The 11,934-nt window shown below is 68.4% G+C and carries 12 protein-coding genes; 1 reads left to right on the top strand and 11 read right to left on the bottom strand.

Translation table 11 applies throughout. From position 1 onward, the window contains the following. Window positions 1-5: 5 nt before the first annotated feature. The 11 genes from KEG38_RS07065 to KEG38_RS07015 form a co-directional block, all read right to left on the bottom strand. Window positions 6-617, bottom strand: a complete 612-nt coding sequence (locus KEG38_RS07065; protein WP_272418303.1) for an L-threonylcarbamoyladenylate synthase — start codon at window positions 615-617, stop codon at window positions 6-8. Window positions 618-707: 90 nt separating this feature from the next. Continuing rightward, window positions 708-1,643, bottom strand: a complete 936-nt coding sequence (gene atpG / locus KEG38_RS07060; protein WP_272418302.1) for an ATP synthase F1 subunit gamma — start codon at window positions 1,641-1,643, stop codon at window positions 708-710. A gap of 3 nt (window positions 1,644-1,646) precedes the next feature. Continuing rightward, window positions 1,647-3,431, bottom strand: coding sequence for a F0F1 ATP synthase subunit alpha (atpA, locus tag KEG38_RS07055; RefSeq protein ID WP_272418300.1), 1,785 nt, complete (start codon window positions 3,429-3,431; stop codon window positions 1,647-1,649). Window positions 3,432-3,510: 79 nt separating this feature from the next. Continuing rightward, window positions 3,511-4,053, bottom strand: a complete 543-nt coding sequence (gene atpH, locus KEG38_RS07050) for an ATP synthase F1 subunit delta (protein WP_272418299.1) — start codon at window positions 4,051-4,053, stop codon at window positions 3,511-3,513. After that, on the bottom strand, window positions 4,050-5,018 hold the full coding sequence (locus KEG38_RS07045; RefSeq protein ID WP_272418298.1) for a F0F1 ATP synthase subunit B: 969 nt from the start codon (window positions 5,016-5,018) through the stop codon (window positions 4,050-4,052). The genes atpH and KEG38_RS07045 overlap by 4 nt, the downstream gene beginning before the upstream one ends. Next, window positions 5,015-5,488: a F0F1 ATP synthase subunit B gene (locus KEG38_RS07040; RefSeq protein ID WP_272418297.1), complete on the bottom strand. Its 474-nt coding sequence runs from the start codon at window positions 5,486-5,488 to the stop codon at window positions 5,015-5,017. The genes KEG38_RS07045 and KEG38_RS07040 overlap by 4 nt, the downstream gene beginning before the upstream one ends. A gap of 354 nt (window positions 5,489-5,842) precedes the next feature. Next, window positions 5,843-6,235: a PIN domain-containing protein gene (locus KEG38_RS07035; protein ID WP_272418295.1), complete on the bottom strand. Its 393-nt coding sequence runs from the start codon at window positions 6,233-6,235 to the stop codon at window positions 5,843-5,845. A gap of 5 nt (window positions 6,236-6,240) precedes the next feature. Then, entirely contained in the window at window positions 6,241-6,519 is a 279-nt protein-coding gene (locus KEG38_RS07030; RefSeq protein WP_272418294.1) for a type II toxin-antitoxin system Phd/YefM family antitoxin, read from the bottom strand. A gap of 48 nt (window positions 6,520-6,567) precedes the next feature. Continuing rightward, window positions 6,568-7,905, bottom strand: coding sequence for a hypothetical protein (locus KEG38_RS07025; protein ID WP_272418293.1), 1,338 nt, complete (start codon window positions 7,903-7,905; stop codon window positions 6,568-6,570). 5 nt (window positions 7,906-7,910) lie between these two features. Next, complete coding sequence (locus KEG38_RS07020; protein ID WP_272418292.1) at window positions 7,911-8,513, bottom strand: MiaE family protein; 603 nt, start codon at window positions 8,511-8,513, stop codon at window positions 7,911-7,913. 91 nt (window positions 8,514-8,604) lie between these two features. Further along, the gene (locus KEG38_RS07015; RefSeq protein ID WP_272418291.1) at window positions 8,605-9,678 is read right to left on the bottom strand and encodes a PorV/PorQ family protein; all 1,074 of its coding nucleotides are present in this window, start codon (window positions 9,676-9,678) and stop codon (window positions 8,605-8,607) included. Between the two features lie 794 nt (window positions 9,679-10,472). On the opposite strand from KEG38_RS07015, the gene dnaA reads away from it, so the two are divergent. Beyond that, window positions 10,473-11,933 (top strand): chromosomal replication initiator protein DnaA, encoded by a 1,461-nt coding sequence (dnaA, locus tag KEG38_RS07010; RefSeq protein WP_272418289.1) that lies wholly within the window; start codon window positions 10,473-10,475, stop codon window positions 11,931-11,933. The last annotated feature ends 1 nt before the right edge of the window (window position 11,934 follow it).

Here is an 11,934-nt window from a genome sequence, read left to right as displayed (position 1 = left end):
CGAGCTCAAACGAGCTCGTCGGTGGGCCCTGCGCCCTCGCGCAGGATGTGCACGTCGCCTGCGCTGAGGTCGACGACGGTCGTGGGCAGGGTGCCGCCAGCACCGGCGTCGAGGACGAGCTCGAGGCCGGGGAAGCGCTCCTTGATCTCCCACGGATCGACCATGGGATCCTCGCCGGGGGGCGCCGCGGTCGTGCTGATGATCGGCCGCCCGAGCTCACGCACGATCGCGAGCGTGACGGGATGCGAAGGCACGCGGATGCCCACGGTCTTCTTGTTCATCTGCACGATCTTCGGCACCTCCCGCGTCGCTTGGAGCACAAAGCAATACGGGCCGGGCAGGAAGCGCTTGAGCACGCGGTAGGCCGCGTTCTCGACGATCGCGTACCGCGCGATGTCACCGAGATCCGGGCAGATGAAGGCGAGGTTCTTGTCTCGCTGCATCCCCTTGATCTGGTAGAGCGTCTCGATCGCCTGCTTGTTGAAGAGGTCGCAGCCGAGCCCGTAGACGGTGTCCGTCGGGTAAGCGATGACGCCGCCCTTCTCCAGGATCTCGACGGCGCGCCGGATCTTGCGAGGCTCGGGGTGCTCGGGGTTGATAGGGAGGAGGATGGCCACAGGTGCGGCTCGGGAGGTGAGGACTGCGGGCTGTGGGGCGCGGCTCGGCGCGTCCGAGCGACGCGCCCCACGAGCGGGACGAGGAAGGACCTAGTCCTTCAGCGCCTCGCTGCCACCGATGATCTCCATGAGCTCCTTGGTGATCGCAGCCTGACGCGCGCGGTTGTATTCGAGCGTCAAGCGCTCGACCATTTCCTTCGCGTTCTTCGTGGCCGCGTCCATCGCCGTGAGCTTTGCGCCAAACTCGCTCGCCATCGACTCGTAGAGCGCGCGCAGGAGCGAGATGTCGACGTACATCGGCGCGAGCACGTCGAGCAGTGCCTCGCGGCTCGGCTCGAAGATGAACTCGGTCGCCGACGTCGCCTCGGCCTGGTCGCCCTCGGCGAGGGGACGAACGGGCAAGAGGCGCTCGACCACGACCTGCTGGGTGACCGCGCTCTTGAACTCGTTGTAGATGACGTAAATGCTGTCGACCTCGCCCTTGAGGAAGGGATCGAGGATCTCCTTGCCCACGCGCTGCGCCGTCTCGAGGGCGAGCTTCTCCCAGACGCCCGGGAGGTAGCCGAGGTTCGGGGCGTTGCGGCGGCTCATGTAGTCCCGGCCTTTGCGGCCGATGACCTTCATGGTCACCTCCTGCCCCTGATCGACGCGGCTCTTCCACTCGCGCTCGGCGCGCTTGTTGATGTTCGTGTTGAACGCGCCGCAGAGGCCACGATCACTCGTGAGGATCAGGAGCATCACGCGGCGCTCCGGACGCTCGACGAGCAGCGGGTGGAGCGGGCGCTCGAGGACGACGTCGGCGTCCGCAGGGACGCCTTGCCCGGCGTCCTGCGCGCTCGCCGCGCGCGCCGAGGCCGTGATCGCCGCGAGGACCTCCTGCGTCTTGATGGCGTACGGACGCAGCTCGGTGATGCGCTGCTGGGCACGGTTGAGCCGCGCGCCAGCAACCATCTTCATCGCGCGCGTGATCTTCTGCGTCGAGCGGACGCTGGTGATGCGCTTGCGGATCGCTTTGAGCGAAGGCACGGCTTACTTCGCTTTCTTTGCGGCCTTCTTCGCGGCCGCCTTGCCATCGGCCTTCGCCTCGGCCTTCGGGGCCTCGGCCTCCTCCTCCTCGACGGCAGGCTTCGACTTGCCGCCGGGGACGAAGGTCTTCTTGAAGGACTCGATCGCCTTGTTCATCTGCTTCTTGAGCTCGTCGTCGAGCGCCTTCTTCTCGGCGATCGCCGGCAAAAGCGTCGAGTGCTTCGACTCGACGTACTTGTAGAGCTCGTCCTCGAACTGCGCGAGCGACTCGACCGGCAGGTCGTCGACGTAGCCGTTGATGCCGGCGTAGATGATGAGGACCTGCTTCTCGACCGAGAGCGGGACGTACTGGCCCTGCTTCAGGATCTCGACCATGCGCGCGCCGCGCTCGAGCTGCTTGCGCGTCTTGGCGTCGAGGTCGCCCGCGAACTGCGCGAACGCCGCCATGGCGCGGTACTGCGCGAGGTCGAGGCGGAGCGTACCGGCGACGCTCTTCATCGCCTTGATCTGCGCGTTGCCGCCGACGCGGCTGACCGAGATGCCGACGTTGATGGCCGGACGAACGCCCGAGAAGAACAGGTCCGCCTCGAGGAAGATCTGCCCGTCCGTGATGCTGATGACGTTCGTTGGGATGTACGCCGAGACGTCACCGGCCTGCGTCTCGATGACGGGGAGCGCCGTGAGCGAACCGCCGGACCACTTGTCCTTGATGATCTCGTAGTCGCTGCCGAGCTGCTTCAAGCTGTGGTGCGACGACTCCTTGCCCTGCTCGCCGATGTGGATCTTGCCGTCGGCGCCGCGATAGTCACGGTCTCCGTCCGGCGGCGCAGGCGTGCCCTTCTTCACGACCCAGAAGACGTCCGCCATCTTCGCGGCGCGCTCGAGCAGACGCGAGTGGAGGTAGAAGACGTCGCCCGGGTACGCCTCGCGGCCCGGCGGGCGGCGGAGGAGCAGCGAGAGCTGGCGGTACGCAACGGCCTGCTTCGAGAGGTCGTCGTAGACGCAGAGCGCATGGCGGCCCGTGTCGCGGAAGTACTCGCCGATCGTGACGCCCGTGTACGGCGCGATGTACTGCAGCGGCGCCGTCTCGCTCGCGGTCGCAGCGACGACGGTCGTGTACTCCATGGCGCCGTAGGACTCGAGGCGATCGACGACCTGCCGGACCGTGCTGAGCTTCTGGCCGATCGCGACGTAGATGCAGTGAACGCCCTTGCCCTTCTGGTTGATGATCGCGTCGATGGCGACGGCAGTCTTGCCAACCTGGCGGTCGCCGATGATGAGCTCGCGCTGACCACGGCCGATCGGGATCATCGCGTCGATCGCCTTGATGCCCGTCTGGAGCGGGTCCTTGACCGGCTGGCGCTGGATGATGCCGGGCGCCTTCACCTCGACGCGGCGGCGCTCCTTCGTCTCGATCGGGCCCTTGCCGTCGATCGGCATGCCGAGCGCGTTCAGGACGCGGCCAACGACGGCCTCGCCCGCCGGCACGTCGAGGATGCGGCCCGTGCGCTTCACGGAGTCGCCTTCCTTGATGATGCTCGTGTCGCCGAAGATCGCGCAGCCGACGTTGTCGGCCTCGAGGTTCAGCACGAGCCCCGCGAGCGTCTCGCCGCCCGCGCCCACGAACTCGACGAGCTCACCGGCCATCGCGCGGCTGAGGCCGTACACGCGGGCGATACCGTCGCCGACCGTGAGCACCGTGCCCACCTCGGTGACGAGCGCGGCCTTGTCGATGTTCTGGATCTGCTTCTTGATGATCTGGGAAATCTCTTCGGCTCTGAGCTGCATGGGGGAAGTCCTTGATCCTGGTTCGACCCGGCCCGTGCGAGGGGCGGTGAAAATTTGGGGGCCTCGGTCGGCCTATCGACTAGGTGCGGAGCAGCGACTCGCGGAAGCTCTCGAGGCGGGCCTTGACGCTCCCGTCGATCACCCGGTCGCCGATGCGGGTGACGATGCCTGCGATGAGCGAGGGATCCTGCACGTTCGTGATGACGACCTTGCGGCCCGTCGATTTCTCGAGCTCGGCGCGAAGCTTCGCAAGGTAGCTCTCGCTGAGCGGACCAGCGCTCGTGACCGTCGCGCGGAGCGTGCCCGCGTCCTCGTCCACGAGCTTCTCGAGCTGACGGACCATGTCCGGCAGCGCCGAGAGGCGCCTGCGCTTGGCGAGCAGACGAAGCGTCGAGAGCGCGGTCTCCGAGAGGCTCATGCGCTGGCCGACCTCCTTGAGGAGCGCCTCACGCTGTTCCTCCGCGATGAGCGGGCTCGAAAGGACCATCCGGAGCTCGTCCGACTTCTCGAAGCTCGCCGAGAAATCCGCGAGGTCCCGCGCGATCACGGGCAGATTCTTGAGCTCCTTGCCGAGCTCGAAGACCGCGCGCGCATACCGCCTGGCGATCGTCTCGCTGCTCATCGCGCTCCTCCTGCAGGCCCGCTCGAAGCGAGCGCCTCACGCACCGAGGTCAGGTAGTCCTCGCTCATCCGATCGAGATCGGCCTGCGCCGTGCGGCTGCGAATGATGTCCTCGGCCGCTGCCGTCGCGCCCTGCACCGCCTCGTGCATGAGCTCGATCCGCGCCGTCCGGAGCTCCTGCTCGATGCGGAACTCGGCGTCGCGACGCATGCGCGCCCGACGCTCCTCGGCCTCGGCGAGGATGTGCTTCTTCTCGAGCTCGGCCTGGGCCGCGTACTCGGCCTTCAGCACAGAGAGCGTCTCGGCCATCTGCTCGAACTTGGTCTCGTACTCGTCGAGCCGCTTCTGCGCCTCGTTCTTCAGGCGCGCCGCGTTGTCGATCTCCGACATGATCGACTGCTTGCGCTTCACGAGCGCCTCGCCGATCGGCTTCTTGCCGAAGCGGTAGAGGAGGAACCCGAGCACGCCGAGGTTCAGGATCGACGCGAGGAACGGCGGCGGCTCGTTCTTCGGATCGCAGGGATCCGAGTGGTTCTCGTAGCGCCAGAGGAGCTTGTTCACGAAGCCCGGCTGGACCGCCTTCTCGTTGTTCACGGCGATCATGCCGTGCCACCAGTTGATCTGGTCGAAATGCGGGGCGTCGTGCGGGCCGTGGCCGGGGCAATGCCCGCCGTGCCCGCCGCCATGATCGCTCGCCTTGGCGTGCGCCGGCGCGGGCGCGCGCTGCGGCTGCCGCTGCATCCCCGGCGGAAAACCAGGGCGCCCCGGCATCGCCTGCCCCGGCTGGCCACCCGGCATCGGACGGGGCATCTGCCCCGGCGCCGGCCGCGCCTGGCCGGGCGGGACGTCGAGCGGCGGGTGCCCCGCGGGCAAACCCTGGTTCGGGTTCGTCTGCGCGAACGCCGAAGCGCCCGCGAGACCCACCGCGAGCGGGAAGAAGACTTTCGCAAGCCTTCGCGACATCATCGACCGACCTCCCGACCGAGGACCCGGGACGCGATCTCGGCGGCGAGCGCCGGCTGCGCGTCCTTCAGTTCCTTCCTCATCTGCTCGACCTCCGCGGCGATCCGCGTCTTGCCCGTCTCGAGGATGCGCGCCGCCTCGTCACGCGCCTCGTTCATGATCTTCGTCTCGAGCTCCTTGGCCTCGCGGCGCAGCTTCTCGCGCTCGACGTTCGCCTCGCGCCGGACCTTCTCGAGCTCCGCCTCGTACTTCGTGAGCAGCTCGCCGGCCTTCGCGTCCATCGCGCGGGCCTCGACCTTCGCGCCCTCGGTGCGCTTCTCGCGCTCCTCGAACACGCGAAGCAGCGGATCGAAGAGCAAGGGCCGCAGCACGACGACGAAGGTCGTGAAAAGGATGAACTGGGCGATGAACGTCGGGTCGAAATCGACGTTGATCGCCGAGGCGAAGAGCTTGGCTGAGGCGAGGTGGTTCACGGGATCCGGCGGTCTCCGGAGGGCCTCGATGTCTCGATCGGCTCGATGAGGCGGGGAGGCCAGGGGTCATGACCCTCGGTTGATCCCGAGGAGAGAGCCTCCGAACGTCACGGGCCGCGCGAGAGGCAAAAAGACACCCTCTCGATGGGCGCGGGGGCAACTAGCACGTGACGAAGGGAACGGGAAGGCCCCTTTTGTTCGCCGGAAGCAGGCCCACCCGCGCGCGGCAGAAAGGGGGCAAAGGACCCGGCTCCGAGCCCGCCGTTTCCCGAAAAAAGTGCGTCCGGTCCGAGGTCGGCCCCAACGGAACACCCCACGAACGGAAGGGGTCGCGTGGACGAACCAGCTCGGTCGCTAGAGCGTCCAGTCCTCGACGCGCAGGTGCGGATAGATGCGGAACGCAGCAGGCCTGCGGGTCACGAGCGTGAAGTCGTGCGTGACGGCGATGGCCGCGATCATGACGTCGTCGGTGTCGACGTCGGGCGCGACGGTCGTGCGGAGCTTGGCGAAGGACTGCGCCGCGAGCGTGTCGAAGGGCGCGACCTTCACCGCCGCGACGAGGCGGATGACGTCCTGCATGAGCTTCGGGTGCTTCGTGCGGCGCGCGGCGATCAGGATCTGGCTGACCGTGATCGACGTCGTCCAGCGTTCCGAGGTGGGCACGCCGGAGAGACGTTTGACGAGCAGTCGCGAAGGGACCGTGCGGAGGACCTCGGCCAGCGTGGCCGTATCGAAGAGGTAACCCACGCGCGCTAGCCCCGACGCCAGAGACCGGTCTGCGAGATGTCGGTGAGGAGCGAGTCGACGAACTCGTCATGGCGGCACGTGCCGCACAAGGAGAGCAGCGGGTCGATGCCGTCGACCGCAGGATCGGGCGGATCGATCTTGTCGAGGTCGCTCATCGGGACGATGGCCGCGATCGGATGCCCCTCGCGCGTGACGAGCGTGCGCGCGCGGACGCGTTCGGCCGCATCGACGGCGTCGAGGCAGTGACCCGGCAGGTCGGTGATGGGGATCCCGTACTTCTGCACCACGGCACGATACCTACCGGATCGGGCGGCCGGAGTCACGACCGTGCATCAGCGGAAGAGCTCGGCGAGCGAGCGCGAGAGGTCGACGAGGCCCGCCTCGATCGCGGCCTCGGTGCTCGTCGGATCCCGCGGCAGGACGGTGTGCTCCTCACGCAAGGCGAGAGCCGCGCGCGGGTTCTGGAACCAGTCCTCGTCGAAGCGCTCGAGGAGCGCGCGGCGATCCGACATGGCGAGAAGCGCCCCCGCGAGGCGCGTCGGATCCTGAGGATCGGAACCGGGAAGGACGAACGCGAGCACGCCGGGGATCGATGCGCCGAGGGCACGATCGGTGAGCTCCTCGAAGCGCTCGCGCCGCGCGCGATGCGGGAGGGTGACCGTGCCACGAAGGAGGACACGCGCCGCGTCGAGGCGGAGGGAGAGGAGAAGCGCGCTTGCGACCTCTTGGGCTTGCGATCGCGCGCGCGAACGGCCGAGGCCGAGCGACCGCATGCCGAACATGGGGTCGGTGGGCAACGCACCGAAGAGGGCGGCCCTGCGAGCGCGACGAAGATCAAACGGCGGACGCGCGAGCACGAAGGGCGCCGCGCGCGGGACGTCGGCCTCGGCGAAGGCTTCACCGAAGCGAGCGAGCGCGCGCGCGAAGGAGGCGGCGCCGAGGAGGCGCGGGAGCGGGAACGGCGGGATCGAGAGGCCTTCGAAGAGGCCCGTCTTGCCGAAGAGCTCCTGGAACCAGCGCGGCGAGAGGCGCGCAGGCCAGCCCTCGCCGGCGTCACGCGCGAGCATCGCAGCGAGCGCGTCGTCCCAGCGCAGCGCGCGCTTCGGCATGAGCTCGGCCGTTACGTCGAGCAAGCGCTCGGCGATGCGCGCGAGCGAGGTCGGAGGCTTCACGGGGATCTCGAGGGCATCGACGTCCTCGATCCCGAGGCGGCGAAACGCCTCGGCGCGGCGCTCTTCGTGGACGAGCGCGGCGTCCGAGAGATCCCCCGCGCCACGCGTGAGCGCATCGGCGAGGACGTGGCGGCGTGCGGGCACGGTCTCGTCGAGCAGACGTTCGAGCGTCACGCGCGGGCTCACGCGCTCGGGCACGGGACCTTCGATCTCGATCGTGGGCGCGTGCCACGCCTCGGCGAGGCGCACACGCTCGGCCCAGGTGACGCGCGCGATCGTGAGTGCTGCAACGTGCGCGCACGCGGCCGCGAGGATCGGATCCTTCGCGCCGCGCTCGCCGAGCTCGATCCACATCGATCGGGTGCTCACTGCGCGGAAGGCTTCGAGCACGTTGCCACGCGGAGCGGGTCCCTCGACGCGGAAGGCGCGCGCCTTCTGGCGGAGCTCGTCGGTGGCTCGCGCGATCAGACGATCGATCTCGTGCGGAGGAAGATCCATGTGTGTCACCCGTGCACGGTGGGCTCTTTGCCGAGCACCTCCACGAGCCTCCCCTCGGCCCGCGCGATCTCTTCGAGGCGCGCGCGCACGGCGGCAGCGTCCGCCTTCACGCTCGTCGCGAGGTCGACGAACGTGCGGTAGTGCCGCGCCTCGCAAGCAAAGAGCTCCTCGTAGAACGCGAGCAGCTCGGGCTCGTCGCCGCGCGCCCGCAAGGCCTCGCAGAGCAGGCGAAACCGCTCGCACGAGCGCGCCTCGATCACCGCGCCGACGAGCAGCCGATCGACGAGCGGATCCTCCGGCGCGCCCTTGCGACCGACGCCGATCGCCTTGCGCAGCTCGGCCGCGTAGACGTCGACCTCGGGCTTGCCGAGCGTGAGACCGCGGCGGGTGAGCTCGTCGAGTACGCCCCGGAAATGACGCAGCTCCTCTTCGGCGAGCTCGACGAGCGCGCGCGCCACCTCCGTCCGCTCCGGCCACCGCGCCGCGAGCGACAGAGCGTTCGACGCCGCCTTCATCTCGCAGTGCGCGTGATCCCGCAGCAGGGTGGCGAGGTCGGCGAGGGCCACGGCAGCCCAGGTGGGATCGGTCGGTCGGGTCAGGCAGAGCACGACGCCCGAACTATGGCACGACGTCTCCGGGCGCAAGACGCGCGGCGCGTCCTTCCGTCCCGGATGCGCCCACGCGGCCTACCGCTGCGCGTCACTTCTCCGCGTCGCCACCCGTGCCTTCGCTGCTCGTGCCTTCGCCGCTCGACCCTTCGCCGCTCACGCGGTTGCGCGTGAGGCCGCTCGACTCGAGGTGATACGTCAGGCCGATGGCGATCATCGTGCTGTTGATCTCGGTCGAGAGCGTCCGGCGGATGGAGACCTCGGCGGCGAGCTCCTGGCCGATGTAGCCGAGGCCGGCGGAGAGCTGATGAACGCCCGCGCCTTGATCGAAGCGGTAGCCGAGGCGGATCGGGTAGTGGTTGGCCGCGAGGTACTCGCCGCCGGCCATGACGCGCGCCGTCGCCTTGTTCCACGAGTCGAGATCGGCGACGCCGTCGACCTCGAGCGTGAGGTCCTTCGATCCGTACCCGAGCGCGGCGCCGATCGTGGTGGGCAGGAGGCCGTGACCCGGGTGCGTGAGGTTCTGCCCCGAGACGCCGAGGTGCACCGACTGCGTGATCTTGATGGTGAGCCCTGCGTCGAAGGTCAGCGCGTCGACCGACGGCATGCGCTTGCCCGCGGCGTCGACGAGGCCGCCTGACACGGAGCTGTAACGTGCCGCTGCCGCGTCATCGAGCGGGCCGAAGCCGTCCTGGATCATGCGCAGGTAGCGACCGCCGAGGCCGATGAAGACACGATCGCCGATGGGGTATGCGGCGGCCGCGCGTGCGTCGATGAAGCCACGATCGACGCCGTCGGGATCGATGATGCCGCCCGAGAACGCGAGGCCGCCGGCGATGCGGGTCGACGACGTGATCGAGTCGACGATGGCACCACCACCGATGGCGCGTGTCACCTCGGGCGTGAACTCCCCCATCGCCTCGATGTGATAGAGGCGCGTGAGCGCCATATTCGCCGGGTTCGCGAAGACCGCCGTCGTGCCGTTGCCGACGGCGCGCGTCGCGCCGCCCATGGCGAGGCTACGCGCCGTCTCGTGCTCTCCGTAGGAGTAGGCGAACTGCGGGGCGAGGGCGGCTTCCTGCGCACTCGCAAGCGTTGTCCACGATCCGACCACGAGCGCGGACAGGACCGCGGGGGTGGTGGCTCTTCTGCTCACCAGACGCATGGGGGGGCCTTAGCCACATGTCGAGGCCCAGGGCAACTTCTCGGGCCAGGCGCAAAACGGCTTCGAGACAGACCACGGCCGTCGCGGGCAAACGCCGGAAATCATGGACAATCTTCCCTCTTGACGGACGGACGCGTCTGCCAATGCCCGCCTCTCTCGGGGGTCCGGAGGGGGCGCTTCCTCCGGAGGCTATGGTTTCGGCCCTCGCCGCAACGTGACGCCCGGCAGAGCGCGAACGGCGTTACGCGTCGGATCGGCGAACCCGGAAAAACCGTCGTAAAATCAGGTGGTTGGCGGGTTTGTTTTCGATGGGGATGGACGCCCGCCCGTCCGCGGTGCTACCTCCGGTTCGTCTTCGCCGCGGCCTCTGGCGGGGCCCGTCGGGACTAGGATTTTTCCTGACGATCGTGAAGGAAACCTCCCAAGGGCTTACCCAGGGGGGCATGATCCTGTATTGTGCGTTTTCGCGTTCCGTGATGAACCCTTGCGCGAAGCTCGAACAGCCCCCCTGGAAATGGGCGGGTCGCCCACGCGGGTCGACCCCCATCCCCGAGCCGGGCGAGCCCCGAGGCGCAGGCCCCTGATCGTGCCCTTCGCGCCCACAGCATGCGTTCCCCTCGGCATTCTGTGGATATCCTGTGGACAACGCGGGGAATTCATCACGGGCAGTAAACTTCCCGTATTGATTCCGCACGATAGCGAGACGAATCGCTGATGCGGGTTGTGGAAAACTTGGGGGCGATCCTGCACGGGGATCGCCGCGGCACTGTATTCGCAGCGATTTCTGGGCTGGAATGACCACTTCGAGAGACGAATCGCGAGCGATTTTCGAACGGGCGATCGAGCATACGCGCGGGCTCTCCCCTGCGACGTTCGATCAGTGGTTCGGCGGCGTGCAGTTCGACGACCTCACCGACGGGGTCCTCTCGCTCAGGGTGCAGAACGAGTTCGTTCTCGAATGGGTGAAGACCAATTTCCTGCCCACGATCACCGACAAGATCCGTGAGCTCACCGGCTGGAGCGTTCAGGTCGCCTGGACCATCGACCAGCACCTCGAGGCGCCCATCGCAAACGTCCCGCAAATGCCGCCCGTGCGCCCCCGCTCCCTCGTCGTGCGCCCCTCGACGAATCCGCCGACCGCGCCCGCGCCCGCCTCCCCGAGCGCGCCCGTCGCCGCCGAGCCGCGCCCTCCGGCGCCCGCGCCCGCGCCGCAGCGCAGGCCTGCCCTGCCCGATGATTTGAACCCGAAGCACACCTTCGCGACGTTCGTCGTCGGCCCCTCGAACCAGCTCGCCCACGCCGCCGCGATCGCGGCCGCGGGCGGCGGCGGCAGGCGGTATAACCCCCTCTTCATCTGCGGCGGCACCGGCCTCGGCAAGACCCACCTCGTCCACGCGATCGCGCACCGCGTCCTCGACGAGCGCCCCGGCGCCCGCATCATCTACGTCTCCGCCGAGCGCTTCACGAACGACTTCATCACGGCGATCCAGCACCACCGGATGGACGACTTCCGCGCGAAGTACCGCGTCCACTGCGACCTGCTCCTCGTCGACGACATCCAGTTCCTCGCCGGCCGCGAGCAAACGCAGGAAGAGTTTTTCCACACGTTCAACGCGCTCCACGGCCTCGATCGGCAGATCGTGGTGACGAGCGACAAGTACCCGCAGAACCTCGAGCGCATGGAAGAGCGGCTCGTCTCGCGCTTCTCGTGGGGCCTCGTCGCCGACATCCAGGCCCCGGAGCTCGAGACGCGCGTGGCCATCGTGCGCAACAAGGCCGCCCTCGAAGGCATCGTCCTTCCCGACGACGTCGCGCTCTACCTCGCCCAGGTGATCCGCTCGAACGTGCGCGAGCTCGAAGGCACGCTGATCCGCCTCGCCGCCAAGTCCTCGCTCACCGGCCGCCCCGTGGATCTCGCCTTCGCCCGCGCCGAGATCACGGCCGCCACGCCGCGCGCCTCGATCATGAGCGTGGAGGACATCCAGCGCGCGGTCTGCCACCATTTCCACCTTCGCTCGATCGATTTGACGTCCAAGGATCGCCACAAGAGCATCGCGTTCGCGCGGCACGTGGCGATGTACCTGTGCAAGCAGCGGCTCAAGGTCTCGTTCCCCGAGATCGGCCGCGCCTTCGGCAACCGCGACCATACGACCGTCATGAGCGCCGTCCGGAAGATCGAGGCCCAGCGCGACACCGACCCCCAGGTCCGCGCCCACCTCGAAGCCCTGGAGCGCAAGCTCGCCGGCGATTCCTGAG

Origin of the sequence: Polyangium jinanense, assembly GCF_028435265.1 — a bacterium.
Classification (GTDB): Bacteria; Myxococcota_A; Polyangia; order Polyangiales; family Polyangiaceae; genus Polyangium; species Polyangium jinanense.
The sequence above is the reverse complement of the archived record's forward strand: the minus strand, read 5'-3'. Positions and strand labels throughout refer to the sequence as shown.

Excerpts from the sequence above, each read along its gene's own strand:
- atpA (WP_272418300.1), bottom strand. The coding sequence starts at position 3,431 with ATGCAGCTCAGAGCCGAAGAGATTTCCCAGATCATCAAGAAGCAGATC.
- atpH (WP_272418299.1), bottom strand. The coding sequence starts at position 4,053 with ATGAGCAGCGAGACGATCGCCAGGCGGTATGCGCGCGCGGTCTTCGAG.
- KEG38_RS07045 (WP_272418298.1), bottom strand. The coding sequence starts at position 5,018 with ATGATGTCGCGAAGGCTTGCGAAAGTCTTCTTCCCGCTCGCGGTGGGT.
- KEG38_RS07025 (WP_272418293.1), bottom strand. The coding sequence starts at position 7,905 with ATGGATCTTCCTCCGCACGAGATCGATCGTCTGATCGCGCGAGCCACC.
- KEG38_RS07015 (WP_272418291.1), bottom strand. The coding sequence starts at position 9,678 with ATGCGTCTGGTGAGCAGAAGAGCCACCACCCCCGCGGTCCTGTCCGCG.
- dnaA (WP_272418289.1), top strand. The coding sequence starts at position 10,473 with ATGACCACTTCGAGAGACGAATCGCGAGCGATTTTCGAACGGGCGATC.